General features: G+C 59.7%; 23 protein-coding genes and 1 pseudogene. 6 read left to right on the forward strand and 18 right to left on the reverse strand.

Translation table 11 applies throughout. The annotated features are described in order from the left end of the window. Positions 1-130 (reverse strand): DUF1428 family protein (locus Q4Q11_RS20730; protein WP_498570678.1); only part of this gene is annotated, 130 nt, incomplete at its 3' end. 137 nt (positions 131-267) lie between these two features. On the opposite strand from Q4Q11_RS20730, the gene Q4Q11_RS20735 reads away from it, so the two are divergent. Beyond that, complete coding sequence (locus Q4Q11_RS20735) at positions 268-666, forward strand: GNAT family N-acetyltransferase (protein ID WP_113337604.1); 399 nt, start codon at positions 268-270, stop codon at positions 664-666. 74 nt (positions 667-740) lie between these two features. On the opposite strand, the gene Q4Q11_RS20740 is transcribed toward Q4Q11_RS20735, so the two are convergent. The 7 genes from Q4Q11_RS20740 to rpoD form a co-directional block, all read right to left on the reverse strand. Beyond that, positions 741-1,970, reverse strand: a complete 1,230-nt coding sequence (locus Q4Q11_RS20740) for an MFS transporter (RefSeq protein WP_498570669.1) — start codon at positions 1,968-1,970, stop codon at positions 741-743. 95 nt (positions 1,971-2,065) lie between these two features. Next, the gene (locus Q4Q11_RS20745; protein WP_112505834.1) at positions 2,066-2,797 is read right to left on the reverse strand and encodes a phenylalanine--tRNA ligase beta subunit-related protein; all 732 of its coding nucleotides are present in this window, start codon (positions 2,795-2,797) and stop codon (positions 2,066-2,068) included. Positions 2,798-2,878: 81 nt separating this feature from the next. After that, a complete protein-coding gene (locus Q4Q11_RS20750; RefSeq protein ID WP_112505837.1) occupies positions 2,879-3,685 on the reverse strand; it encodes an AraC family transcriptional regulator in 807 nt (268 codons plus the stop codon). Positions 3,686-3,778: 93 nt separating this feature from the next. Next, positions 3,779-4,756, reverse strand: coding sequence for a DMT family transporter (locus Q4Q11_RS20755; RefSeq protein ID WP_498570670.1), 978 nt, complete (start codon positions 4,754-4,756; stop codon positions 3,779-3,781). A 137-nt stretch (positions 4,757-4,893) separates the two neighbouring features. Continuing rightward, on the reverse strand, positions 4,894-6,327 hold the full coding sequence (locus Q4Q11_RS20760) for a DUF930 domain-containing protein (protein ID WP_498570671.1): 1,434 nt from the start codon (positions 6,325-6,327) through the stop codon (positions 4,894-4,896). Between the two features lie 236 nt (positions 6,328-6,563). Further along, complete coding sequence (locus tag Q4Q11_RS20765) at positions 6,564-7,343, reverse strand: APH(3')-II family aminoglycoside O-phosphotransferase (protein WP_498570672.1); 780 nt, start codon at positions 7,341-7,343, stop codon at positions 6,564-6,566. Between the two features lie 121 nt (positions 7,344-7,464). Then, complete coding sequence (gene rpoD, locus Q4Q11_RS20770; RefSeq protein WP_112505847.1) at positions 7,465-9,522, reverse strand: RNA polymerase sigma factor RpoD; 2,058 nt, start codon at positions 9,520-9,522, stop codon at positions 7,465-7,467. Positions 9,523-9,630: 108 nt separating this feature from the next. Between rpoD and Q4Q11_RS20775 the strand changes: the two genes are divergently transcribed. Next, positions 9,631-9,876, forward strand: a complete 246-nt coding sequence (locus Q4Q11_RS20775) for a hypothetical protein (RefSeq protein ID WP_498570673.1) — start codon at positions 9,631-9,633, stop codon at positions 9,874-9,876. A gap of 95 nt (positions 9,877-9,971) precedes the next feature. Here Q4Q11_RS20775 and tdh read toward each other — a convergent pair whose 3' ends face one another. From tdh to dnaG, 5 genes are all read right to left on the reverse strand, one after another. Continuing rightward, on the reverse strand, positions 9,972-11,009 hold the full coding sequence (gene tdh, locus Q4Q11_RS20780; RefSeq protein ID WP_113216352.1) for an L-threonine 3-dehydrogenase: 1,038 nt from the start codon (positions 11,007-11,009) through the stop codon (positions 9,972-9,974). Positions 11,010-11,080: 71 nt separating this feature from the next. Continuing rightward, positions 11,081-12,268 (reverse strand): glycine C-acetyltransferase, encoded by a 1,188-nt coding sequence (locus tag Q4Q11_RS20785; protein WP_113222456.1) that lies wholly within the window; start codon positions 12,266-12,268, stop codon positions 11,081-11,083. A gap of 32 nt (positions 12,269-12,300) precedes the next feature. Continuing rightward, positions 12,301-12,516, reverse strand: a complete 216-nt coding sequence (locus Q4Q11_RS20790) for a hypothetical protein (protein WP_498570674.1) — start codon at positions 12,514-12,516, stop codon at positions 12,301-12,303. Position 12,517: 1 nt separating this feature from the next. Beyond that, the gene (gene recQ, locus Q4Q11_RS20795) at positions 12,518-14,398 is read right to left on the reverse strand and encodes a DNA helicase RecQ (protein ID WP_498570675.1); all 1,881 of its coding nucleotides are present in this window, start codon (positions 14,396-14,398) and stop codon (positions 12,518-12,520) included. 7 nt (positions 14,399-14,405) lie between these two features. Next, entirely contained in the window at positions 14,406-16,394 is a 1,989-nt protein-coding gene (dnaG, locus tag Q4Q11_RS20800) for a DNA primase (RefSeq protein WP_112505862.1), read from the reverse strand. 568 nt (positions 16,395-16,962) lie between these two features. Between dnaG and Q4Q11_RS20805 the strand changes: the two genes are divergently transcribed. Both Q4Q11_RS20805 and Q4Q11_RS20810 read left to right on the forward strand, forming a co-directional pair. After that, a complete protein-coding gene (locus Q4Q11_RS20805) occupies positions 16,963-17,196 on the forward strand; it encodes a hypothetical protein (protein ID WP_112505865.1) in 234 nt (77 codons plus the stop codon). Between the two features lie 258 nt (positions 17,197-17,454). Beyond that, positions 17,455-18,450, forward strand: coding sequence for a hypothetical protein (locus Q4Q11_RS20810; protein ID WP_498570676.1), 996 nt, complete (start codon positions 17,455-17,457; stop codon positions 18,448-18,450). Here the strand turns inward: Q4Q11_RS20810 and Q4Q11_RS20815 are convergent. After that, positions 18,425-18,877, reverse strand: a complete 453-nt coding sequence (locus Q4Q11_RS20815; protein WP_112505871.1) for a GatB/YqeY domain-containing protein — start codon at positions 18,875-18,877, stop codon at positions 18,425-18,427. The two genes, Q4Q11_RS20810 and Q4Q11_RS20815, sit on opposite strands and share 26 nt — an antisense overlap. Positions 18,878-19,183: 306 nt before the next feature. Between Q4Q11_RS20815 and carA the strand changes: the two genes are divergently transcribed. Beyond that, positions 19,184-20,392 (forward strand): glutamine-hydrolyzing carbamoyl-phosphate synthase small subunit, encoded by a 1,209-nt coding sequence (gene carA, locus Q4Q11_RS20820; RefSeq protein ID WP_498570677.1) that lies wholly within the window; start codon positions 19,184-19,186, stop codon positions 20,390-20,392. 119 nt (positions 20,393-20,511) lie between these two features. Here the strand turns inward: carA and Q4Q11_RS20825 are convergent, their stop codons facing one another. The 4 genes from Q4Q11_RS20825 to Q4Q11_RS20840 form a co-directional block, all read right to left on the reverse strand. Beyond that, complete coding sequence (locus tag Q4Q11_RS20825) at positions 20,512-21,084, reverse strand: EVE domain-containing protein (protein WP_112505874.1); 573 nt, start codon at positions 21,082-21,084, stop codon at positions 20,512-20,514. A 94-nt stretch (positions 21,085-21,178) separates the two neighbouring features. Further along, positions 21,179-22,576 carry an MATE family efflux transporter gene (locus Q4Q11_RS20830; protein ID WP_113216347.1) on the reverse strand — a complete coding sequence of 466 codons (1,398 nt, stop codon included), beginning with the start codon at positions 22,574-22,576 and terminating at the stop codon, positions 21,179-21,181. Positions 22,577-22,724: 148 nt separating this feature from the next. After that, positions 22,725-23,981, reverse strand: coding sequence for a TCR/Tet family MFS transporter (locus Q4Q11_RS20835; RefSeq protein ID WP_112506176.1), 1,257 nt, complete (start codon positions 23,979-23,981; stop codon positions 22,725-22,727). A gap of 160 nt (positions 23,982-24,141) precedes the next feature. Beyond that, entirely contained in the window at positions 24,142-25,053 is a 912-nt protein-coding gene (locus Q4Q11_RS20840; protein ID WP_113216345.1) for a LysR family transcriptional regulator, read from the reverse strand. Positions 25,054-25,173: 120 nt separating this feature from the next. On the opposite strand from Q4Q11_RS20840, the pseudogene Q4Q11_RS20845 reads away from it, so the two are divergent. Next, a pseudogene (locus tag Q4Q11_RS20845) lies at positions 25,174-25,314 on the forward strand (aldo/keto reductase); the annotation flags it as partial. Positions 25,315-25,385: the final 71 nt, after the last annotated feature.

A 25,385-nucleotide genomic window follows, 5' to 3' on the forward strand; every position in this document is an offset into this window, starting at 1 on the left:
CGCCTATGGCCTCGACATAGCTGAGCGCTCCATATTCCCGCCAGACCTCCCCGGCTCTGCGCGCCATTGCCTTGTAAGGCTCGATTTTGTCTTTCGGCACGGCAACGATGAAACCATCGACATAGGACATTTCTGCCTCCTTGTTCTATGTTCACCTATAAAGGACGATTGACGGCAACCAGATCCGACATCGGCTGCTGATATTTCACGCATATGTTCCGGCTGGTCGGAAACGGAAACGAATTCGCCGAAGGATCACGCTAGGGAATGCCGACGACTATAGAATATCAGAATGACCCGAAGCTCGGAAATGAGGCGCTCAACACCCTATGGACGGCTGCGTGGGACAGCCACTTCCCGCGGGACTTCCAGCCCATCCTTTCCCGGAATCTCGCGCATGTCGGCGCATTCGTCGACGCACGACTAGTCGGCTTCGTCAATGTCGCCTGGGACGGCGGCATTCATGCCTTCATTCTCGATACCTGCGTCGATCCGGAATTTCGGCGAAAAGGCATTGCAAGCGCTCTTGTCGAACGGGCAAAAACCCTGGCTCGCGAGCGCGGAGCCGAATGGCTCCATGTCGATTTCGAACCGCATCTCACCGGATTCTATCGGGGGCTTGGTTTCGCTTCGACGGAGGCTGGCCTGATCCGCCTGCGGGATTGACGGAATGCCTGCCTTAGACGGATGAGCGGCTTTGCCCGAGCAGCCAGTTGCGGAACAATGCCGAAAAGGCATCGCTAGCCCTTGAGCGTCTTCACCTTGGTCAGATCCGGAAAGAGGCGCATCCAGAGCAGCACCACGGCGATGGTGCCGACTCCGCCGACAAGACCGGTCAGAACAGGCCCGAGAGCGCTGGCAAGCATGCCGGACTCGAATTCGCCGAGCTGGTTGGACGTGCCGATGAACAGCGAATTCACGGCATTGACCCGGCCGCGCATGGCATCCGGCGTCAGCAGCTGCACGAGCGAGCTGCGAACGACGACGCTGACGGTATCCGAGGCACCGACGACGAAGAGCGCAGCGACCGAAAGGATGATGTTGCTCGACAGCGAGAAGACGACGGTGGCGATCCCGAAAATAAGCACCGCAAGCAGCATCTTCTTGCCGACATCGCTCTGCAGCGGCCGGCGTGCCAGCCAGATCGACATGGCAAGCGCGCCGATCGCCGGCGCGGCGCGCAGCAGGCCGAGCCCCCAGGGTCCGGCATGCAGGATATCGCGCGCAAACATCGGCAGCAGCGCCGTCGCACCGCCGAGTAGCACGGCAAAGAGATCGAGCGAGATCGTGCCCAGCATGATCGGCCGGCTTTTGATGAAGGAAACGCCGGCAAAGACGGAACTCAGCGTCACCGGCTCACGCGACGAAGGCTGTTCCCGTTCGACCCTGATCGAAATGACGTTGATGCTCGCAACGACGTAAAGCACGGCCGAAACGGCAAACGGCGCAACCGGGCTGATGCCGTAGAGCAGGCCGCCAAGCGATGGCCCGATGATGAAGGCAGTCTGCATCATCGAGGTGGAGGTGGCGATGGCAACCTGCAGCAGCGAAGACGGCACGATGTTAGGCAGCAGCGCCGCCATCGTCGGACGCTCGAAGGCCGTCGCCGCGCCCATGACGGCAACGGCGGCCAGAATGCCGGCGGGACCTATCCAATGCAGCCAGACGGCCACGGCGAGAACCAGCGCGGTCAGTGCCTCGATCAGCTGGCAGGCAAGGCCGATGCGGCGCCGATCGAACCGATCGGCGACATGTCCGACGACAAAGGTCAGGATGACCATCGGCAGAAATTGGCAGAAGCCGACGAGGCCAAGGAAAAAGGCGCTATGGGTCTGGTCATAGATCATCCAGCCCATGGCAACCGTGACAGACTGAAAGCCTATCGAGGAAAAGACGCGCGATGCAGCGAATGAACGATAGCCGGGGTGACCGAGCACGCTTGGCCGGTCAAGATTCTGCAGGGTATCCATGAGCCTTCTTCGCCTGCCGGCATGGACGCACGCAGACACGCTTCTCGACAGTCGGAAATTCTAAGATCCCCTGCTCTGCCTGAACGCCTCGCCTGTCAATCCTGTTTTTGCCGCAGTTGCAAATTCATCGCGGACGACAGATCAAATCGCGGTGAAGACGGGCTGAGCAGATCCCGCTTGGCCTCGATCGACCAGATGGCCGTCAATTCCGACGCAATTGCATCGATCAGCTTCGCAACATCATTGCCCGCCGATTCGTGCAGCGCCTCCGCGACGATCAGCACCGAGCGCGTATCGTCGCGCACGGCCGACAGGCCGCTTTGCCGATTGGTCCACCGGCGGGCATGGGCGTGCCCGGCCGCATCGGCAAAGATCACCTCCCCTGCATCCGGATGCTCAATCTCGCCGGAAAAGGTCTGATAGGATTCGTTGCCACGAGCATACCGCACTTCGAGATCGCCGGATATTTTCGAAAGATCGAAAACCGCTACCGGAATAGCAAACGCAATGGAGATCGCATTGCAGAGATCGACAAGCGGATGCAGCCGCGGCAGCGCCCCGTCCTGGCGAAACCGGCGCAGCAGCGCTTCGGATGCACAGCGATATTGCGTCGGCTTCAATCCCATTTTGGAAAAACCACGCCGCCATGCCTGGATTTCGGCCATCTCGCTTTCCGGACCTCTCGCCAACCGCTCCGTAGCGATCGCATGATATCCGGCGACCCGATCCTCGACATCGACAGTCGAGGCGACCCCCTGGACGGATAATACGCCGGCAACCAGCTCGGGAAACCCGCTCCACATTTCGTTCGAATGTCGGAAAAACATGGCACCTCCTTATAGGCATCTGCTTGGTGCGGCAGAAAACCCCGTCACCATCTTCCGGTCTTGAATAAAATTGCAGAAGCTTCAGCCGACAGCCACAGCATAGGCGCCGGGAGAAACGCCGAAATTACGGACGAAGAGGCGCGTCATATGGCTCTGATCGGAAAACCCGCTGGCAAAGGCCGCTTCGGCCAGGGATGTGCCGGCCGCAATCAACCGGCGCGCTTCATGAATGCGGCGCTGCACGAGATAGGCATGGGGTGTCAGGCCGGTCGCTTTGGTGAAGGCACGCAGGAAGCGGAAGTGGCTCAAACCGCATAATTCCGCGAGTTCGGCAAGGGTCAGCGGCGCGGCGGGATCATCATCGATCCGATCCCGCGCCCGACTGATAACCGCGGGAACGGCATCCTCACGCAAGGTGCGCGATCCCTCGCGCATCACGGCTGCAAGGAGCGACAGCAGCAGCCCATCCCTCAGGAAGGCATTCTCGGCCCTGTCCTCGATCAGAAGCGAAAACAGCGTTTTGAAATGCACGGCCATCTCGCCGTCGCGGATGACAGGCGACGGGAACTCGACGGCACCGAACCTGCCTTCCCCCACATCGCGCAACAGATCGCGGATCAGCCGAGGATCGAAATAGAGCATAGACCATGCGCGGCTCTCGCCGACGGGCAAGCCGTCGTGAACCTCGTTCGGATTGACGCTGATAACATCGCCGGCCTCCGCCTGCACCGTCCCTCGCCCGCTAAGCGATGTCTGCGCGCCGGCTTCGATGATGCCGATGCCGAACTGGTCGTGCGTGTGCTTGGGAAAGCTATGGCCGGTTTCGGCCCGCACCGCCTCGACGCCGGCAAGGCGGGAGCGATATATTCTGAATTGGCCGAATTTCATCCGCGTCGCTTTCCCATGCCGCCAATATCGCCGCGCCAGCAATGGCATTACATTCGAGCGGCAATGTTGCGTACCCGCAAACAAGAAGCAAGGCTAAGCGCCTTCCATTTTATTGTCATTCCCCGCCGTCGCCAACGCCGCCTCTGTGTTGCCGGCGACGGCAGCTGGCAGCGGCGTGCCGCGCTTGCGCTCCCGCGCCAATGTCAGCAGGCCGGAAAAGATGATGAGGATGATGCCGAAAGCCATCGGCATGTCGATGCTGTCGTTGAACAGCAGATAGCCGAAAGCGATCGCCCAGAGCATCTGGCTATATTGCGGCGGCGCAACCAGGTTGGCGGGCGCCATCTGGGCGGCGGTCAGCAGCAGAACGCTGCCGAATGCGCCAAGCAGACCATAGCTTGCAAGGAATATCCACTGCGCGGGCGTCGGCATCGTGATTTCGGAGAGCATGAGGAAGCCGCTGACGACGAGCGTTCCGAAAAGACCTGCCCCATAAAGAGAGATGCGCTTCTCCTTTGAGCCGAGCGCGCGATTGATGACGATGGAGATTGCCGCTGCAAGGCCGCCGATCGCCGCGCAGAGGTGGCCGATAGAAAGCTCGCGGAAGCCGGGTCGCAGGACGATCAGCACGCCGATGAATCCGAGAATGACGGCCGTCCAGCGCTGCCAGCGCACATCTTCCTTGAGAAAGATCACTGAGAGAATGGTCACGAAGGACGGCAGCAGGAAGAGCAGCGCAAAGGCTTCCGCCATCGGCAGCTTGGTGAAGGCGACAACGGAGCAGATCGAGCCGGTCGCGCCGCAGACGAAGCGCAACAGCCACAAGGGACGGTTCGACGTCCTCACCATATCGAGCCAGCCATCCTCCCGCTTCTTCAGAAACGGCACGGCGGCAAAGCCGAACAGGGCGCCGATGAAGGCGACCTGATAGGACGGAATCACCCCGTGCAGGATCTTGATCGAGGCATCACTGAAGGCGAAGACCGCATAGGACGCGAATGCCACAAGGACACCACGCAAGGCAGAACGGCCCGCGGCCGCAGAGCTGGAATCGGCTGTAATCGAAGACATCGGAAACTTGAGAAAACTGCGACGGGAGGACACTGAATCAGTGAGATGCGGACAATTGTATGATGAAATGGCTCGAATTTCGATTGGGTTGGGAATAAACTATTGTTTCAACCGGACGCTTGAGGCTATCCAGCCAATCAATTTCCAAGAAAGCCCAGCTTGTCGAGCTGGCTCGGAGGGACACGCCCCCTAACAGTATAGGAAAAGGCGGTAACCTTCAGTGCATCGCTATCGACTTCGCAGGTGAATGCCACCCTCTGCCAGCCATCGGGAGTCTGTACGGCGACGCCGTCACCAAAGGCGCTTACATCCGAAATCATCGCCTGAGACAGCGCCGAGTTGTAATAACCTATAGCGTGGAGATCGTAACCAAACTGCAGTTTTTCCTCAGAGTTGCAGAGGTAACGCACCCGCTCACGCCGAGGCAGCTTCTTCCAGGCATCGTAGTCACTCTTCGACAGACGCGCCATTTCGGCACCCGAATAAAGCTTCTTGGCCTGAACAACCCGCTTCGGCAGGAGTGATTTAGGCCGCGGCGGCTCGGTAACCAAGGCAGTGCCGCTCGCCGGATCACCTTGACTGCTCGAAGCGGACTGGTTCTGGGCACCCTGCTGCGATGGAGAGGGCTTGACCGCCGGAACGACGATCTGTAGCGGGACTTTGGCCTCATCCTTCGCCTGCTCCGCAAGGCGGTGCTCCTGTGGATCGGCGGATGGTGATTGTACAGCCGCTTGCGCCTGCGGATCATTCGGATCGGTCGATGGGGTCTGCGGCTGCGCTACCTGCGAGTCCGAAGGCTCGTTTGTGGCAAGAACATCGGGCGCTGTGGAGGATGCTTTGGCGGTCGACTCACTTGCGGGCGGCTGGGCGGCATTCGCTTGCTGGTCTTTGGCGTCAGCTTGCTGCTGGGCTTGTTGCGCGGCCTGAGCCTCTGCCTGGGCCTGGGCTGCTGTCTGCGCCTCCGCCTGCTGATCGGCCGCAGCATCGTTCGGAGGTGTTGAAGGGGTATCGTCCTTCGACTGTTCCGAAGCATCTGTCTGCTGCGTAGTGTTTGCGTCTTTCTGATCGCCCTTCATGTCCGGAAGCGGAGCCTCAGTCGCAGAGGGCTGCTGCTCCGCCTTCTCGGCGGGCTTCTCAGCGCCGGGATCGTCAGACTTCGGCCCAGACTTCGCCTGCTCCACAGGCTTGTCGGCCGTGGCCTCATCCGGTTTGGCCGGAGGTTTCTCCGCTGCCTCCTTGCCCCGAGGGTCGGATTGCTTTGGCGGCTGTTCGTCCGACTTCTTTCCTTGAGGCTGTTCCGGCGTGTCCTGGGCTTGAGCCATGTCCTGCGCAGGCTTCTCATCCGGTCTTGGCGTCGGCTTTGGAGGCTTGTCGTTCGCCTTCGTCGCCAGTTCCTGCTTTTCCTCCTGCTGCGGCACCAGCTCGACATTGACGCTCTGCTCGGGCTTCGCCTCGGGCGGCGCGGGAAATAGCGGCAGCAGAAAGATCGCGACGAACAGGACGTGCAGAAGGATCGACAGGACAAAGCCCGGCCTTATCTCCTTATCCCGTTTTTCCGCAACCTTTTCCATCGTTCAGCGGAAGGCGCGCGAAGAAAAAGCAATCAAGAGGGCATAGCGCATCGATTCATTCGATCCTTACCGGCAAACAGATCAGAAGACGTTCAAGCCGCCGACATATGGTGTGTGGCAAGACGCCCCAAAAGAGGCTGTCGTCAAAATCGAACTTGTCAGGCCTCCGTGCGATCTGCAATGCCGCAAAAACAAACCTGCGTGATTACGCGGCGCAAAGACGGCCGCGTCCGCCGCTAAAAGAACTCGTCCAGCAGCTGATAGTAAGCCATTTTTTCTGCCTGCGGTTCGAAATCGCCATAAGCCTTCAAAAACTCGGCAACCAATTCCTTCCCGAAATTGTATTCGATGCTGCCGCAGGCAAGCGCGATATCCTGATGACGATCGGCAACGCCGAGACGGCCGCAATCGATATAGCCGCTGAATCTATCACCGTCGGCCATGAAATTCGGAAGGCAGGCATCGCCATGGGTGACGACGAAATCCTCCGTTGATGGTCTCTTGGCCTGAAGCTCACGGAAAAGATCCTCCGCCGGCCTTCCCAGCCGGGCCTCGTCGAAATCGTCCTCATCGACGCGGCCGGCGAGCAAGCGTACCCTTGCCGTGCCAATTCTGCTCTCCAGTCGATGATCGAAGGGACAGGCGGCAATGTCGACAGCGTGCAATCGCCGCAAAGAGTCGGCCAAAAGCCGCACCCGCTCGAGCGGCTGCAACCGCTCCGCGCTGACGAGATCTCTGCCTGAAAGAGCGCTCATCAAAAGCCATTCACGTTCGCCGTCCTTCTCGTGGGCAATGACATTCGGGCAGGCAAGGCCCTGCGAGGCAAGCCATCGCAGTCTGGCAACCTCGCCGGTCAGCTCACCCAAAGGATCGGTGGGCTCGGTCTTGAGATAGACCGGCGCGCGCCCGTCGGCCTCAAGCCTAAAGACATGCGCCGAGGAACGGCCGAGCGCATCTTGCCGCCATTCATATCCGGCCAGCAGATCGCGCAGCCGCCGTGGGACGGATGTTTCCATGAATAGCGGCTTATTTGCCATGATCAGACCCTTGATGTCCGTATCCTCAATGAAAAGCCCGGCTCGCTTTCGCGAACCGGGCCTTGTTTCGTAAACTGTCGATGCCGGCTTGCGCCAGACCTCAGCTGTCGAGGAAGCTTCTGAGCTTGCGCGAACGGCTCGGATGCTTGAGCTTGCGCAGCGCCTTTGCCTCGATCTGACGGATACGCTCGCGTGTAACCGAGAACTGCTGGCCCACTTCTTCGAGCGTGTGGTCGGTGTTCATGCCGATGCCGAAACGCATGCGCAGAACGCGCTCTTCGCGCGGCGTCAGCGATGCCAGAACGCGGGTCGTGGTTTCGCGCAGGTTCGCCTGAATGGCGGCGTCGATCGGCAAAAGCGCATTCTTGTCCTCGATGAAATCGCCGAGATGCGAATCTTCTTCGTCACCGACAGGGGTTTCGAGCGAGATCGGCTCCTTGGCGATCTTCAGAACCTTGCGCACCTTTTCGAGCGGCATGGCGAGCTTTTCGGCCAGTTCTTCCGGCGTCGGCTCGCGGCCGATTTCGTGCAGCATCTGGCGCGAGGTCCGAACGATCTTGTTGATCGTTTCGATCATGTGCACCGGAATACGGATGGTGCGTGCCTGATCGGCGATCGAACGGGTGATCGCCTGACGGATCCACCATGTCGCGTAGGTCGAGAACTTGTAGCCGCGGCGATATTCGAACTTATCGACCGCCTTCATCAGGCCGATATTGCCTTCCTGGATGAGGTCGAGGAACTGCAGACCGCGGTTGGTGTACTTCTTGGCGATGGAGATGACGAGGCGCAGGTTGGCTTCGACCATTTCCTTCTTGGCGATACGGGCTTCGCGTTCGCCCTTCTGAACCATGTGAACGATACGGCGGAATTCCGAAATAGAAATGCCGGTTTCGGTCGCAAGGTTCTGGATTTCCTGGCGGATATCCCGAATGGTGGTGTTTTCGGCCCTGGCGAATTCCTTCCAGCCGCGAGCGGCCAGATTGCCGATCGACTTCATCCAGTTCGGATCGAGTTCGGCACCCTGATACTGTTCCAGGAAGCTGTCGCGCTTGACGCCGTAGGATTCGGCAAGGCGCAGCAGGCGGCCCTCGTTTTGCACGAGACGCTTGTTGATGTCGTAGAGCTGCTCGACGAGAGCGTCGATGCGGTTCTGGTTCAGCGACAGAGACTTGACCGACTTGACCAGCTCATCCTTGAGTTCCTTGTAACGGCGCTCCTGTGCGGAAGACAGCGTACCGGAAGCCGACAGGCGCTGTTCGACCTGCTGGTCCTGCAGCTTGCGCAGCTTCTTGTAGGTTTCGGCAATGGTGTCGAGCGTCGTCATGACCTGCGGACGAAGCTCGGCTTCCATGGCTGCCAGGGAGAGGCTGGATTCGTCTTCGTCCTCTTCCTCTTCCTCGATCGGCAGGCCCTCGCCGCCGACATTGGTGATGTCGTCGTCGGAGGAACCGCGGCCGCGGCGTGCCTTTTCCTTTTCCTCGGCAGCCTTACGGTCAGCCTCGATCTTCTCGGGGCTCTGGAACTGCGGGGCAGCCTTGGCTTCGGGGCCGGAATAAGTGGTTTCGAGGTCGATGATCTCGCGCAGCAGCGTGGTGCCTTCGTTGAGTTCGTCGCGCCAGATAATCAGCGCCTGGAAAGTCAACGGGCTCTCACAGAGGCCGCCGATCATGGTTTCGCGGCCAGCCTCGATGCGCTTGGCGATCGCGATTTCACCTTCACGCGACAGAAGCTCCACGGAACCCATTTCGCGCAGATACATGCGCACCGGGTCGTCCGTTCGGTCGGTCGGCTCTTTCTTCTTGGCCGTCGCAAGCGCGGAACCCGTCGAAGGGGCAAGCTCGCCGCCTTCGCTATCGTCGTCGCCGCCGGCATCGTCGTCGTCGCCCGCTGCGGCGCCGGCCTCTTCGACGTCCTCATCTTCGATGACGTTGATGCCCATGTCCGAAAGCATGGCCATCGTGTCTTCGATCTGTTCGGACGTCACTTCTTCGGACGGCAGAACGGCGTTGAGCTCGTCCATCGTCACGTAGCCGCGCTTCTTCGCGGCCTTAATCATCTTCTTGACCGCGTCGTCGGAAAGATCGAGAAGCGGGCCGTCGGAGGTGCCGTCGCGTTCGACTTCAGCTTCTTCGTTCTCTTTGACCTTTGTTGCCATCTCTATATCGTCGCTTTCCCTGACGCTGCAAACTTACACGCGGTGAAACAATCACTCTGGCTGGCGCGCCCCGCACCAGCCGCGACTCACCGACGAACACCTAACGGAATGACCTTTAATGCCCGATTAACCACGATCACCGCTACCGGAGTGCAAAGCTGGATTGCGTTTGGATTTCCGGCCATGGTATTAGGTGATCCGCTTGATCCAGTTTACCGTTCTTTCCGAATTCAAACGGTGATTCCCAGAATTTTAGTTCCCGTCAAGCTTTTCCAGCAAAAAAGCCCGTTAAATATGCGAAAAAGCCTTATCCACAGGCTTCGCATGCCGCAATTAATTGTTTCCCGTATTTAGGAAGTCCCCGCGCGATGACAAGAGCGTCCTGAACAAAGCCTCACTTTTCCAGCATCGGCAGGTATTGCCGACGCCGCAAGTGTGTCCAAACCGCATCAATTCCAGTCCATCACGACCTTGCCGGAATTGCCAGAACGCATTGCTTCGAAGCCATCGCGGAAATCATCGATGGCGATACGGTGGGTAATGAGTGGCGATACATCGAGTCCGCCCTGAACGAAGGCGATCATCTTGTACCAGGTCTCGAACATCTCGCGGCCGTAGATGCCCTTCAGGTTCAGCATCTTGAAGATGACCTTGTTCCAATCGATCTCGAAACCGGCCGGCGCGATGCCGAGAATGGCAATTTTGCCACCATTGTTCATCTTGTCGATCATATCGCGGAAAGCGGGAGCCGCGCCCGACATTTCCAGCCCGACGTCGAAACCCTCGGTCATGCCGATGGATTTCATGACATCGGCGAGGTTTTCCTTAGAGGCGTCGACGACGTAATCGATGCCGACCTTGCGGGCAAGCGCCAGCCGGGTCGGATTGATGTCGGTGATGACGACCTTGCGCGCGCCACAGCGTTTGGCGACCATGGCTCCCATGATGCCGATCGGCCCTGCGCCGGTGACGAGCACGTCTTCGGCGACCAAATCGAAGGACAGAGCGGTATGGACCGCATTGCCGAAGGGATCGAAGATCGCGGCAATCTCATCCGGGATGTCGTCGGGGATCGGCACGACGTTGGATTCGGGAATGCAGACGAATTCGCCGAAGGAGCCGGGGCGGTTGACCCCGACTCCGAGCGTGTTACGGCAGAGATGGCCCCTGCCCGCCCGGCAGTTGCGGCATTTGCCGCAAACGATATGGCCTTCGCCCGAGACGCGCTCGCCGACGTGATATTTCGTAACGGCAGAACCAATCTCGGCAATCTCGCCGCAGAATTCATGGCCGACGACCATCGGTACGGGAATGGTCTTCTGCGCCCATTGATCCCAGTTCCAAATGTGGACGTCCGTGCCGCAGATCGCCGACTTCTTGACCCGGATCAGGACATCGTTCGGCCCGACTTCGGGAACCGGGACATGTTCCATCCACAGTCCGACTTCCGGCCTGGCTTTGACCAAAGCTTTCATCATGTTCGACATTCGCATTTTCCTTTTGGCGCTCTCCGAGGCCCGATTTCCCCTTCTCCCCAGCGGGGAGAAGGGGGGCTGCGCTAAATAATCCCAAGCTCTCTGCCCGCTTCCGCAAAGGCTGCAATCGCCCTTTCGACATCCGCCTTCGAATGGGCAGCCGACATCTGCGTTCGGATGCGCGCCTGCCCCTTGGGCACCACGGGAAACGAAAAGCCGATGACGTAGACACCCTTCTGCAGCATGAGCGCTGCCATGTCCTGCGCGAGTTTCGCGTCGCCGAGCATGACGGGGATGATCGGGTGATCGGCGCCGGCGAGCGTGAAGCCGAGTTTGGTCATCTCTCGGCGGAAGAGTTCGGCATTGCCCTGAAGCCGCGTCCGCAGCTCACCGCCGTTCTCGATCAGATCGAAGACCTTCAGCGAGGCCGCGGCGATGACCGGTGCCAGGGTGTTGGAGAAGAGATAGGGCCGTGAACGCTGCCGCAACCACTCGACGATCTCGCCTCTGGCCGAGGTATAGCCGCCCGAAGCCCCGCCCAGCGCCTTGCCGAGCGTACCGGTGATGATGTCGATGCGGCCTTCGACACCGCAATATTCAGGCGATCCTCTGCCGTGTTCGCCGACGAAGCCGACGGCATGGCTATCATCGACCATGACCATTGCGCCGTATTTTTCAGCCAGATCGCAGACGCCGCCGAGATTGGCGATGATGCCGTCCATGGAGAAGACACCGTCGGTGGCGATCAGCTTGAAGCGGCTGCCTTCAGCCTTCTTCAGCTCTTCTTCAAGCGCCGCCATGTCGTTATTGGCATAGCGGAAGCGCTTGGCCTTGGAAAGCCGCACGCCGTCGATGATTGAGGCATGATTGAGGGCATCCGAGATGATGGCATCCTCTTCCGACAGCAGCGTCTCGAACAGGCCGCCATTGGCATCGAAGCAGGAAGAATAGAGGATCGTCGCCTCCATGCCGAGGAAGGCCGAAATCCGCGCCTCGAGCTGCTTGTGCTCTTCCTGCGTGCCGCAGATGAAGCGAACCGAGGCCATGCCGTAGCCATAGCGGTCGAGCGCCTTCTTCGCGGCTTCGGCAAGCTCTTCGTTGTCGGCGAGGCCAAGATAATTGTTGGCGCAGAAATTGAGAACGCGCGCACCGCCGAGCACGGCGATCTCGCCGGACTGCTTGGAGGTGATGACGCGCTCGGCCTTGTAGAGGCCGGCTTCCTTGAGGCCAAGAAGTTCGTTGCGCAAATGGGATATGAACGCAGAGGTCATGGTCGCATTCCGATGCTGGTCACGGTGCCTAATCAATCAAGAAATAACATAGGATCTGGGCTCTTGCTGCATCCGGCAGCGGCAAAAATGCGCAACACCGTGACGCCGGCGCGATAGGGCGCGGTTTCGATATTATCTGCCAAACCGAACTCGGAGGCGGAGGCCGGCTCCTTCGTCAACAGCCATGCCTGCCCGTCAGAGGCGGCATGACCGTGCGGATGTAACGTGCCGAGAGTCCAGTCCGGCATATTACCGGCTGGTGAGTTCTGAAATCACAGCGAGGAACGCTTCGCCATAGCGCTCAAGCTTTGACTGCCCGACACCGGAAATCTCAAGCAGGGCCTTGCGGTTGCCCGGGCGCTCTGTCGCAAAGGCGATCAATGTCGTGTCCGGGAAGACGACATAGGGCGGCACGCCCAATTCCTTGGCAATCCGGGTGCGTTCGGCGCGCAGCGCATCGAAGAGAAGCTGGTCCTCGCCGGCAAGACCGTGGGCCTGTTTCTCCGGCCGTCCCGCCTTCCTGCTGCGACGGCCGGGCTCGGGCCTGTCCTTGCGGAAGAAGACCTGCCGCTCGCGCTTGAAAACGGCCCTCGCCTGCTCTTCGAGCTTCATGGCGCCGAAGGCGGTGTGATCGATGCTGATGAAGCCGTTTGCCAACAATTGCCGGAAGATCGACTGCCAGGTGCGGGAGGGAATATCCTTGCCCGCGCCGAAAACAGGCATGTCGACGTGGCCGAAGCGTTCAGTCTTCTCGTTGACCGTTCCCATCAGCACGTCGATGACGTGACCGGTGCCGAAACGCTCGCCGGTGCGGTAGACGGCGGCAAGCGCCTTGATGGCCGCTTCCGTGCCGTCCCAGGTCTCGACCGGCTTGAGACATGTATCGCAATTGCCGCAGCCGCCGCCATGCACTTCACCGAAATGCGCAAGGATCGACTGCCGCCGGCATCCCGCCGTTTCGCAAATGGCGAGCAGTGCATTGAGCTTTGCACGCTCGACGCGTTTGATCTCCTCGGATGCGCCACCTTCATCGATCATGCGCCGCCGCTGGATGACATCGGCCATACCATATGCCATCCAGACATTCGAGGAGAGGCCATCGCGCCCCGCTCGTCCCGTCTCCTGATAATAGGCCTCCACCGATCCCGGCAGATCAAGATGCGCGACATAGCGCACATTCGGCTTGTCGATGCCCATGCCGAAGGCGACCGTCGCTACCAGACAAAGATCTTCCTCTTTCAGGAACGCATCCTGATTGGCGTCGCGAAGCGCCCGGTCCATGCCGGCATGGTAGGGAAGCGCGCGAATGCCCTGCCCGTTCAGCCATTCCGCCGTGTCCTCGACCTTGGCGCGCGAAAGGCAGTAGACGATGCCGCTATCGCCACGATGGCCGTCGAGAAACCGCAGCAATTGCTGGCGCGGCTGGTCGCGCTCGACGATTTCATAGGTGATGTTCGGACGATCGAAGCTGGTGGTGAAGACCTTGGCATCGTCAAGGGCCAGCCGCTCGATAATGTCGTCGCGGGTATGGGGATCGGCCGTTGCCGTCAGCGCGATGCGCGGCACGCCGGGGAAGAGCTCGGCAAGCCGGCCGAGATCGCGATATTCCGGTCGGAAGTCATGGCCCCATTGCGAGACGCAATGCGCCTCGTCGATCGCAAAAAGCGCGATCTTGACCCGCACGAGCATTTGGCAAAAGCCCTCCGTCGCAACGCGTTCCGGCGTCACGTAAAGCAGATCGAGTTTGCCCGAGGAAATGGCGCGATAGACATCGCTCGCCTCTTCGCGCGACAGCGACGAATTCAAGGCGGCAGCCCGGATGCCGAGCTGCTTCATCGCCTCCACCTGATCCCGCATCAGGGCGATCAGCGGAGAGACGACGATGCCGATGCCGTCGCGGCAAAGCGCCGGGATCTGGAAGCACAGCGACTTGCCCGCCCCGGTCGGAAACAGCACAACGGCATCGCCGCCGGAAACGACATGCTCCACAACCTGCTGCTGCTTGCCGCGAAAGGCGGAATAGCCATAGACGCGCTTCAGGATGTCGAGCGGCGCCGGCGCACCCTTGCGCTCGCCGAACAATGCGTCGTCTGCGGAAAATCGCGGCTCTTGTCTCTCAGGCTGAAGCATCTATTTCCTATTTTCCAGCGGCACCTTTGACACGGCCGGAAAGCACGCCGAAGCCATCGATGATCGCTTCCTGATTTTCCAGCCGAAGCGCCTCGAGCTGCACTTCCTGCAAGGCGCGAATCAACGGCTCTATCGCGTCACCGTCGCCTTCTTCGGTGGCCTCGGCAATAGCGCCCTCCAGCTCGATCTTGTGCCACCGCAACGCCTTCGAACGCTTATGGAGCGCAAGCGCCTGGCGATAGCCCTCGCGCGCGTCCTCCATCGCGGCCGCCTCCGTAGCCGTCCACAGGCGTGCATTGCGGACCTGCTGTTCAAGGCTTTTCAGCAATGCGCCGAAATCCTGTTCTTCCAGCTGCTCCACCAAACGCTCACGCACCAGCTGAGGTCCGACGAGCGTAGCCGCCGCTCCGAGAACCGCCGACCAGAGGCGCTGCAATTCACGGCTGTCGTAATCGATGGCGGCGATCTCGTCATATTCGTCCTGCAGCAGCGCCGGATGGTTGACGATGGTCAAAGCGAGCACGCTTTCGCGAAGGCTCGGAATATCCTGATGCCCCTTGATCATGCTCGAGCGCGTCAAACGATCGGTCGCCGTCGTTGCCACCGGGACACCGGCGCGTGCTTGTCCGCCTCGGCCCGCGAAGGCGCGGCCATTGCCGTCACGGGAAAAACCACGCCTCTGCTGGCCGCCGCCCCGCTGGAACTGCGGCTGGAAAAGCCCGTTCAGCCGCTCGCGCATATTCTGCTGATAATGGCGACGCACATCTTCGTCGACGATAACGGACACGATGCGCCGAAGCCGCGCCTCCAGCTCCGCCCGCGCTTCAGGCGTCTCGAACGTGCCGCTGCCGGCCTCCCTCGTCCAGATCAGATCGGCCAGCGGCTTTGCCTGCGCCAGCACCTTGTCGAACGGCGCGCGCCCATCCTGCCGCACGAGATCGTCTGGATCCTTGCCATCGGGCAATAGCGCAAAGCGCACGGTGCGGTTCGGTTTGATATGCGGCAATGCGAGATCGGCAGCCCGGTTGGCGGCGCGAATGCCGGCACCATCGCCATCGAAGCAGAGCACCGGCTCCGGCGTCATCTTCCAGAGAAGATCGAGCTGGCTCTCCGTTAGAGCCGTGCCGAGCGGCGCAACCGCATTCTCGATGCCGGCCTGATGCAGCGCGATGACATCCATATAGCCTTCGACAGCGATGATGGTGCCGGCACCGTCGGCCCCTTGGGCGGCACGGCGGGCGCGGGTAAAATTATAGAGTACATTGCCCTTGTGAAAGAGCTCGGTCTCGTTGGAATTCAGATATTTCGCCGGCGCATCCGGCGACATGGCGCGCCCGCCGAAGGCGATCACCTTTTCTCGTGACGACAGGATCGGAAACATGATGCGATCACGGAAGCGATCGTAGGAGACCGGCACGTTCTCATGAACGACGAGGCCGCAGGCCTCCATCTGCTCCTTCAGCACGCCCTTGCCCGCAAGATGCTCCTTCAACGCGTTGCGGCTGTCGGGCGAATAGCCCAAGCGGAAGGTCTCGATGGTGCGGCCGCTGAGGCCACGGTCGCGCAGATAGGCTCGTGCCCGTGCGCCGTTGGCGGTCTGCAGCTGGTCCTGAAAGAACTGGGTCGCCATCTCCATGACATCGAGCAGCGACGTCCGTTCCTTCTCCCTCTTGGCCTCCACCGGATCGGCAACGGGCATCGGAACGCCGGCCATATCGGCAATCTGCTGCACCGCTTCCGGAAAGCTCAAGCCCTCCAGCTCGGTCAGAAAGCGGAAGTGATCGCCGGTCACGCCGCAGCCGAAACAATGATAGCGCCCCTTGCGATCCTCGCAGTGGAAACTCGGCGATTTCTCGCCATGAAAGGGGCAGCAGGCCCAATAATCGCCGCGTGGCACATTGGTCTTGCGCCTGTCCCAAGTCACACGACGGCCGATCACGTCCGAAATCAAAACGCGGTCGCGAATCTCGTCGAGAAACGTATTGGAAAATCGCATGGCTACCTCTGGCTCACCCCATATAAACAGGAATGTCGGGCATTGCCACGACGACAGGACCTCCTCCCACTGTATTCACAGCTCCCTGTGCATGATCGCGATTTCACTTATCCGATCACAACTCCGTGAACACTGCCGCGAACCGATCCGTACCCGCGTCGTAATTCGGCGCTTCATTCGGCCCATCGGCTGCGTCGAAACACCCCTCGATCGGGATCTGGCAGGCTCCTCCGGGATAATTGGAGTAACTATTTCGTGCGCAAAAATCCGCGAGAAAGCAAAGACTTGCACAGCCTTTGGTGGATAGGAGCAAGAGAAATCAGCCATCGTGACAATCAATGGATGCAGAATGGTCGCCCTCGGGCAACACGATGAGACGGCACATTTGCGGCATGGTTCGTAAGCCAAACATTATTTTTTTGTAATTTGATTGTTGATGTGCACCGCAATAGCGTCCTCCTTGCGGGACGAGACAAGCCGGCGAAGAACTTCTTCGTGACGCGACATGCCGAGAGGCCCCGACGAACGGGAAGCCGCCAGGTACATGGCTTTCAGTTTAGGAGAGGAAATGCGCATTCTTATCGTACCATTGGCTGCCGCAGCCATGTTTGCCACAGCTACCTACAGCTCGGCGACGATGAATGACGGCGCCGGCGAAAAGAATGTGCTCTATGCCGGTGCGGGATATCAGCTGCCGGCGGATATGAAGGTCCCTGCTCTTACGGCAGGCGTAAAAGTTCAAATGTCCGAATTCCCGGCGCAACCGCTGGCTCTGCCTCAGGAAATCAGGATCATCAGATAAGTTCACCAGATACTCAGGTGGGGCACCATCCCTACCCCCGGCGCCGCCCCACCTGAGTGCCTTTGCAATAGACGTTTGATTTTTTGGGCCCCACCCTGCGTCATCAAACGCCTGCAAAGCGCAAGAAGGCAGGAGCTCCCCCAGCTCCTGCCTTCTCTAATTTTACGGCCGCCGCAGATTTCGTGACTGCGGGATTGATGAACACCGCTGCGCAGCACGCTGTTCCGCCGGCGCAAGTATCTTGACGCAACGGCCTCAATGGATATTTTTTATTATCCAAGCATATGCGATCTTATTAATTATCTCTTCAGAAATTTGAATTTTTGCTCAGTTCACCGGAGACGGCACATGTCTTTATCCGCAAAGGAACTTGCTCAAGACCCTGATTTTTTTACAGAGATCCTCAACTATACACGCGAGATCATATCGACATATGGTGAAAATCAGGACGCGTGCTCTGCTTTTGCTTCCCAACAGCGCTGGTTGATGGCGCTTGCCGGTTTTGCCCTATATTGCGGCGGCATCGACGGAGAACCGCCTGGCGTCCACGCCAATCGCTTTGTCACCTATATCGTCGAACACGAAATCGCCAGCCACAATACCGCGCTCAGCTTCATTCAAGAAATGCTGGCGCTCGGCTTCCTGCGCTACCTGCCGATTGCAGGAGATCGACGGGCGCGTCCTATGGAACCGACCGAAGAAGCCGCAAAACAGCTGGCAAAGTGGATCAGCCTTCATCTCTGCGTGCTGGATCGCCGGGACGGCGGCAAACGCAACGCGCTGTTTGCCAAGCGACCGGAGCTCATCGGCGTGCTGCAGCCAGCCATTTCCGTCGGCATCATAGAAAGTGACGGTCTCCGCCATCCAGGAAAAACATTCGATCTCTTCACCTTGGCAAACTCAGGCGGCATCATCATGGACTACCTGATCTCCCGTGTCGGGATGATCAGTCCGGCAACGCAGAAAGCGATCGTCGGGCGCGTCGCATTCACCGATATCTGCCACCGCTTCCATATTTCGAGAACGCACGCAAAGCGACTCATGAACAGGGCCGTCGCAATGCAAAGCGTGGGATGGACGGGATCGCCCGGGCGAAGCCAGCTCTGGCTCTCCGGCGGCTTCATCCAGGAATATCGCAATTTTCAGGCGGAGAAGTTCACTATCATCGAGGCTGCCTGGGAAAGCACTCTCGGCCCGCGGCGGCGCACGCCGCGGGCAAGGCAAGCCTTTACTTCAGCAGTTCCTTCAAGATAGCCGAAGCCTTGGCGAAATCCATCTGTCCGGCATAGCGCTCGCGCAGAGCAGCAACGCACTTGCCCATATCCTTCAGGCCCTGCGCGCCTAGCTCCGCGACGATCGCGACGCAGATCTCGCGCACCTTTTCTTCGGAAAGCTGCTCAGGCATGAAGCCTTGTATGACGGCAATCTCCTCGCGCTCCTTGTCGGCCAGCTCGGGACGGCCGCCATCGATATAGATCTTCACCGACTCCTCGCGCTGCTTGATCATCTTGGCGAGCAGCTGCAGGATTTCGTCCTCGCTCGCCTGCTCCTTGCCGAGACCGCGATTGGCGATGTCCTTGTCCTTGATGGCTGCAAGGATGAGGCGCACGGTCGAGAGCTTCGCCGTATCCCTCGCTTTCATGGCGTCCTTCTGGGCGTTGGAAAGGGTTTCGCGGATCATATCTGTACTCCTTGAAGCAGGCCGGCGACGATCGATCGGCCTCTTATTCCATGTTGTCTGTCTCTTAGACCATCAGCGTCGATCAATGCAATTGCGTGAAACCGGCAGAAACGGCGCGAATTCCCCCGCCGGAAAGCAAAAGCGTGCATTGACCGGCCCGCCTTGTTTAGCTATGTCCATCACCTGCACATAAGATCGATAGGAAGATCTCAAGCCGCGACCTCACTCGCCGGCTGTATCTTGCTACAACATGGCGGAGCCGACGGTCTCTTCAAGGACGTGCTCGACGCCGGAAACGGGATGATTATGACCGCTACAGCCCCATGGACCACTGAAAAGCCGACTGCTCTTCTCGTTCTTGCCGACGGCACCGTGATCGAAGGCAGGGGTATCGGCGCAACGGGCAAGGTCCAGGCCGAAGTCTGCTTCAACACGGCGCTGACGGGTTACGAAGAGATCCTGACCGATCCCTCCTATCTCGGCCAGATCGTTACCTTCACCTTCCCCCATATCGGAAATGTCGGCACGAACGACGAAGATATCGAAGACCTGACGCCCGCCGCCCGCCACGGCGCCGTCGGCGTCATCTTCAAGGCCGATATCACCGATCCCTCGAACTACCGCGCCGCCAAGCACCTCGACCAGTGGCTGAAAGCGCGCGGCATCATCGGCCTTTGCGGTATCGACACGCGGGCGCTGACCGCCTGGATCCGGGAAAACGGCATGCCGAACGGCGTGATCGCCCATGATCCGAACGGCGTCTTCGATATCGAACAGCTGAAGGCGGATGCCAAGGCCTGGAGCGGCCTCGAAGGTCTCGACCTAGCCAAGGTCGCCTCCTCCGGCCAGTCCTCGCAATGGTCGCAGACACCATGGGTCTGGAATGAAGGCTATGGCGAACTCGGCGCCGCCGACGCCAAATACCATGTCGTCTGCCTCGACTACGGCGTCAAGCGCAACATCCTGCGCCTGTTCGCAGGCCTCGATTGCAAGGTAACCGTCCTGCCCGCGACCGCTTCGATCGACGAAGTGCTGGGCCTCAAGCCGGATGGCATCTTCCTCTCCAACGGGCCTGGCGATCCGGCTGCGACCGGCGAATATGCCGTGCCTGTCATCAAGGACCTGCTGAAGACCGAAATCCCGCTGTTCGGTATCTGCCTCGGCCACCAGATGCTCGGCCTCGCACTCGGTGCCAGGACGGCAAAAATGCATCAGGGCCATCACGGCGCCAACCACCCGGTCAAGGACCACACAACGGGCAAGGTCGAGATCGTCTCGATGAATCACGGCTTCGCTGTCGACTCGAACTCGCTGCCGGAAGGCATTGAGGAAACTCACGTTTCGCTCTTCGACGGCAGCAATTGCGGCCTGCGCGTCGCCGGCAAGCCGGTCTTCTCTGTTCAGCATCATCCGGAAGCATCTCCCGGCCCGCAGGACAGCCACTATCTCTTCCGTCGCTTCATCAATCTGGTACGCGAGAAGAAGGGGGAAGCGGCTCTGGCGGAACGCGCCTGATAACGCCCATCACCTGATCATATGAAAAAGGCCCCGGATTGACGATCAATCCGGGGCTTTTCCTTGTGCATCAAGTTGGGAGGTCTTTTCGTCACATTGGGTTCAGGCACTCCTGAAACTCACGCCTGAAGACGGCGCTGCTTGACCACGTCGAGCTCGCTCATCAGTATTTCCTCGAGGAACTCGAAATCGGATTGCCCGAACTCGACCAGGCCGAACCTCAACTTGTAGCCCCAATTCTTGTCCTGGGTGAAATCGAGCCAGCCTAGGAGAGGACGAAGCGGCTGTTCGGGCGCGTCCAGCCAGTCCACATCCTTGCGATAGGCCTTTCCGCAGCCCATTTCGGCAAGATAAGGCTCGCCCTCACGGACAAAGCCGATGGCAGTAAAGCTCTGAAAACCGTCCCTCTCGCCCATTTTGACAGATGGCGAGTAGTAAACGATGCCGTCTCCCGATTTGATACGCTTCAACGGAGCTCGCTTGCCGTGGTTTACCTGCATGAAACCTTGCTGGCGCCCAATGCGCACATGCTCCGCACTGGCCACTGCCAGCCAGTAGGATTTCTGCGCCGGCTCCGGCCGCCGGGACGATGTGTTGGCGTGCGGCAGGAGGCGTACGGCCGCTCCGCGATTGATCTGATCTTCCCGGGGGAAAAGCGCGGCATCATTACGATTGCTTGCGTTGAATGTCATGGTCGTCTCCCGTCTCTGGTATGAGACCGTTATAGACGACCATGCTGTCAATTTTTGTCAGCAGTCTCGCGAACCGACAATGAACTTTTTTACGTCAGGCAGCCGCCTTTTCCGAACGCACCAGAATGTAAAAACGCGCGCACAGCATCGCCGCGGCAGAGGCAAGACCCAGCAGAAAGCCGAACCAGATGCCGATGCCGCCGAAGCCGAGCGGGAATGCCAGCAGCCAGGCCAGAAAGAAGCCGATCGGCCAATAGGCGATCAGCGCCATGATCATCGGCACACGCGCATCTTTCAGACCCCGCAGCAGACCGCTGGCGATCGACTGCAATCCATCGACGAGCTGGAAGAGACCAGCCACCACGATCAGCGGTGCCGCATAGGCAAGAACCTTCGGCGCATCGGCCGAATGAATGTCGAGAAACCAGCTTCCGAGCCAGGATGGCGCTGTCGCAAAAAGGATGCTGCCGCACACCGCAATGCAGCACGAAACGATCACGACCACGATCGCCGCGCGCTTCAGGCCAAGATGATCGCCCTGCCCGTGCGCGACTCCCACCCGCACCGTCGCCGCCTGACTGAGGCCAAGCGGGATCATGAAGGCGATCGACGCCCATTGCAGAGCGATGCCATGGGCGGCAAGCTCGATCGTGCCGATCTGCCCCATCAGCAGCGATGCCGCGGTGAACAGGCTGACTTCGGCCAGAACCGTGACGCTGATCGGAAAGCCGAGGCGGACGACATCCCATAATGCATGCCAATCCGGCCGCCAGAACCGAACGAAAATCTCGTAGCGCCGCATGTCCTGATGGGCCTGCACGTAACCGACAATGAAGAGGAAGCCGGCTGTCTGCACCGCAACGGAAACGATTGCCGCACCATGCAGCCCCATGGCCGGCATGCCGAAATGGCCGAGCACGAGACTATAGGCGAGCACAGCATTCATGACCAGCATGGTTACGGTCACCTTGAGGATGACGCCGGCACGACCGATGGCGCTCACCAGCGCGCGGATAACATTGTAGAGCAGCCCCGGCAGCAAGGCGAAGTGACCGATATCGATATAACCGCTTGCAAGCTTTGCGACGTCCGGCTTCTGCCCCGCCGCCAGAAGGATTTCCTCGGAATAGAAGAAGGCAGGCTGCGCCACCAGCCAATAGGCCGTGACGACCCAAAGCCCCATGCGCAAGGCCCGCCGCACCGAGGCGGCGTCGCCCTTGCCGTAGGCCTGCGCCACCAGCGGCACGACCGCGATAGAGAAGCCCGAACCGAAAATCAGGATTGTGAACAGAAACTGCGCGGAAAGCACCATGGCAGCCAGCTGCTCGGCACCGAGCTGACCGACGATCATGACATCCGTGGTATTGATACCCAGCTGCGCCAGTTGCGCGCCGATCAGCGGTATGCCCAGCGCAAGCGTTGCGCGGACATGTGCAGACCACGAATTATCATTGTCATGCGCGAACGAGCGCGCAGGTACCGGGATATCCATAACGAAGACTCGATCTTTACAATCGCGCCAACCATCCTACCCAAGGGTGCGCGAGCCTGCCGCATTAACGCAACTTAGCTCAAAAAGCCAGCGGACAAGCCCACGATGCTAAAGAATTCATCAGAGTATCAAAATATCTGATGATTTTTTAGGCCGCCTCGCCGGCTTGCGACCGGGCCACCGCTTTCGGCTCCGTCTTGCGAACCTTTGTCACAAGCACGACAAGCCCGGCGAAGACCAGAATTGCGCTCATGATGAAAGGCGCGCCGGCGAAGACGACCGGTGCGGCCGGTGCGGTATAATACTGGAACAGATAAGGAAACAGCACCGGCCCGACGATGGCGGTAATGCTCGTCAAGCTGCCGAGCGCTCCCTGCAATTCGCCTTGCGCGGAGGGCGGAACCTTGCTGGCCGCAATGGAACGAAGCGGCGCATCCGCGACGTTTTCGATAACCGTCAGGACCACCACCACGTAGACCATCCATCCTTGCCATGCGAACGCGTAGCCCATCAGGCCGAGGCAGGAAAATAACAGCCCGAGCAGTGCGGTCTTCCATTCGCCAAGCAGGGGCACGAGCCGCGGCAGAACAAGACCCATGACAATGGCAGCACCGATGCCGTAGACGCCGAGAGAAAAGCCGATCTGCCCCTCGCTCCAGTCATAGCGATAGGAGGTGACGAAGGCCCAGACCGCCGGATAGACGCCGTGCGCCAGCCAATTGAGGAACATCACGACGCAGACCCAGCCGGTGCCCTGGTAACGCCGCATCTGCCTCAAAGCACCGAAAGGATTGGCCCGCGCGATCTCGAACGGCCGGCGATGCTTGGCGTCCAGCGTTTCGGGCAGCAGGAAATAGGCGCCCGCGAAATTCAGGAACGCCAGAGCTGCCGCACCGTAGAAAGGCACGCGCGGGCCGAATTCGCCGAGAAAACCGCCAATGACCGGGCCAAGCACAAAGCCGACGCCGAAAGCCATGCCGATCAGACCGAAATTCTTCGCACGGTTCTCCTCGTTGCTGATATCGGCAATGTAGGCCGAACAGGTCGAAAAGCTTGCACCGCTGATGCCGGCAAGAATGCGGCCGACAAACAGCATCCAGTAGGAGCCGGCAATCGCGCAGATGAAATTGTCGATCGCGAAGGTCAGCACAGATGCAAGCAGTAGCGGCCGGCGGCCGAAACGATCACTCAGATTGCCGATCAACGGCGAAAACAGAAATTGCATGGCGGCATAGGCAAGCAGCAGCCACCCGCCCTCGGTTGCCGCCGTACTGACCGACGCGCCCGTCAGCTCTTCCAGGTATTTCGGCATGACCGGCATGATGATGGCAATGCCGATGACATCGAGGAAGAGAATAAGGAAAACGAGCAAAAGGCCTCGACGGGCGAATTTCTGATCGATCATGGAGATGCCTTCTGGCGGCTCCGCCTCGATGAAAGAGACAGAACGTGAACGAAAAACCGAAGCGTTCCCCATACATAAAGATTTTGACGGAAACAATCAGTGAACGCTTCAATCTTATTGATTTATTGACCGGTTTTTTTGATCTCCCGCATACAAGCGACTATCTGCCGCGCCCGCGCCGCTGCTCACGATTGAGGAAATCGACGAAGGCTCGAAGCGGGGCCGGCATGTGCCGCCTGCTCGCATAATAGAGAAACGGGCCGGAGAAAGCCGTATCCCATTCCTCAAGGATCGGCACCAAATCCCCGCTGTCAATCTGCGGCGCGAGGAACTCCTTGAATGTTCTGATGATGCCAAGCCCAGCCGCTGCCGCGCTGCGCTCGATATCGATCGAATTCGTTGCAACGACCATCGGCGGGGCGATGAAGATCGTCTCGCCGTCCTTTTCAAATTCCCACGGCATGGCTGAACCGCTCAGGAACCGATGGCGGATGCAGCGATGCTCGAGTATGTCGCGCGGATGCTGTGGCGTGCCGTTTGCAGCCAGATAGGCAGGTGCCGCGGCCGTGACATAATGCTGTTGCCGCGGTCCGATCGGCACGGCGATCATATCCTTTTCCAGCCTCTCGTCGTAACGGATACCGGCATCGTAGCCGGCCGCCACCACATCGATGAAACTGTCTTCGGCGACGATCTCGACGGATATTGCGGGATATTCCCTGAGGAAGCGGCTGATGATGTCAGGCATGACGACCATGGCGGCGACGATGGGCACGTTCAGCCGCAAAGTGCCGCCGACGCTGTCACGAAAGCTGTTGATATCGTCGAGCGCCACGGAGATCTCGCTCATGGCGGGCGTCAGGCGCTCCATCAGCCGCTCGCCTGCCTCCGTCGGCGTCACGCTTCGGGTCGTACGATTGAGCAGCCGAACCGCCAACCGCTCCTCCAGCCGTCGGACCGCCTCGCTCAGAGACGAGGCGGAAACACCGCGCTTGCGCGCCGCCTCGCGAAAGCTGCGCTCACGGGCAACGGCGGTGAAGGCAACCAGATCGGCCAGCGGCAAGTCGTCCATTGTGCGAAATTCCAAACAACCTGTTTCGATTTACCTAGATTATCGCACAAAGGTCGATGGAGTAAAACAGCATGGTGGAACCTCTTGAGACGAGAGCGCCGCAGGCCAAGGAGAGTAACGATGGAAAAGCACCAATTGGGAAAGACCGGGCCGCAGGTATCGGCTCTCGGTCTTGGCTGTATGGGAATGTCCGGCATGTACGGTCCCTCCGACAGAGCCGAGAGCATTGCGACGATTCACGCCGCGCTCGACACTGGAATCTGGAGGGTTATTTGAGGTCGCATGGGCGGTGCGGCGACTTCGGGCGACCTCATGTAAGCCGGATTGAACTA

This window comes from Rhizobium sp. UFLA01-1127 (assembly GCF_059803845.1).

Coding starts and splice junctions, on each gene's coding strand:
- Q4Q11_RS20735 (WP_113337604.1), top strand. CDS start 268: ATGCCGACGACTATAGAATATCAGAATGACCCGAAGCTCGGAAATGAG.
- Q4Q11_RS20740 (WP_498570669.1), bottom strand. CDS start 1,970: ATGGATACCCTGCAGAATCTTGACCGGCCAAGCGTGCTCGGTCACCCC.
- Q4Q11_RS20745 (WP_112505834.1), bottom strand. CDS start 2,797: ATGTTTTTCCGACATTCGAACGAAATGTGGAGCGGGTTTCCCGAGCTG.
- Q4Q11_RS20750 (WP_112505837.1), bottom strand. CDS start 3,685: ATGAAATTCGGCCAATTCAGAATATATCGCTCCCGCCTTGCCGGCGTC.
- Q4Q11_RS20755 (WP_498570670.1), bottom strand. CDS start 4,756: ATGTCTTCGATTACAGCCGATTCCAGCTCTGCGGCCGCGGGCCGTTCT.
- Q4Q11_RS20760 (WP_498570671.1), bottom strand. CDS start 6,327: ATGGAAAAGGTTGCGGAAAAACGGGATAAGGAGATAAGGCCGGGCTTT.
- Q4Q11_RS20765 (WP_498570672.1), bottom strand. CDS start 7,343: ATGGAAACATCCGTCCCACGGCGGCTGCGCGATCTGCTGGCCGGATAT.
- rpoD (WP_112505847.1), bottom strand. CDS start 9,522: ATGGCAACAAAGGTCAAAGAGAACGAAGAAGCTGAAGTCGAACGCGAC.
- Q4Q11_RS20775 (WP_498570673.1), top strand. CDS start 9,631: ATGACCTTTAATGCCCGATTAACCACGATCACCGCTACCGGAGTGCAA.
- tdh (WP_113216352.1), bottom strand. CDS start 11,009: ATGTCGAACATGATGAAAGCTTTGGTCAAAGCCAGGCCGGAAGTCGGA.
- Q4Q11_RS20785 (WP_113222456.1), bottom strand. CDS start 12,268: ATGACCTCTGCGTTCATATCCCATTTGCGCAACGAACTTCTTGGCCTC.
- Q4Q11_RS20790 (WP_498570674.1), bottom strand. CDS start 12,516: ATGCCGGACTGGACTCTCGGCACGTTACATCCGCACGGTCATGCCGCC.
- recQ (WP_498570675.1), bottom strand. CDS start 14,398: ATGCTTCAGCCTGAGAGACAAGAGCCGCGATTTTCCGCAGACGACGCA.
- dnaG (WP_112505862.1), bottom strand. CDS start 16,394: ATGCGATTTTCCAATACGTTTCTCGACGAGATTCGCGACCGCGTTTTG.
- Q4Q11_RS20805 (WP_112505865.1), top strand. CDS start 16,963: ATGCGCATTCTTATCGTACCATTGGCTGCCGCAGCCATGTTTGCCACA.
- Q4Q11_RS20810 (WP_498570676.1), top strand. CDS start 17,455: ATGGATATTTTTTATTATCCAAGCATATGCGATCTTATTAATTATCTC.
- Q4Q11_RS20815 (WP_112505871.1), bottom strand. CDS start 18,877: ATGATCCGCGAAACCCTTTCCAACGCCCAGAAGGACGCCATGAAAGCG.
- carA (WP_498570677.1), top strand. CDS start 19,184: ATGACCGCTACAGCCCCATGGACCACTGAAAAGCCGACTGCTCTTCTC.
- Q4Q11_RS20825 (WP_112505874.1), bottom strand. CDS start 21,084: ATGACATTCAACGCAAGCAATCGTAATGATGCCGCGCTTTTCCCCCGG.
- Q4Q11_RS20830 (WP_113216347.1), bottom strand. CDS start 22,576: ATGGATATCCCGGTACCTGCGCGCTCGTTCGCGCATGACAATGATAAT.
- Q4Q11_RS20835 (WP_112506176.1), bottom strand. CDS start 23,981: ATGATCGATCAGAAATTCGCCCGTCGAGGCCTTTTGCTCGTTTTCCTT.
- Q4Q11_RS20840 (WP_113216345.1), bottom strand. CDS start 25,053: ATGGACGACTTGCCGCTGGCCGATCTGGTTGCCTTCACCGCCGTTGCC.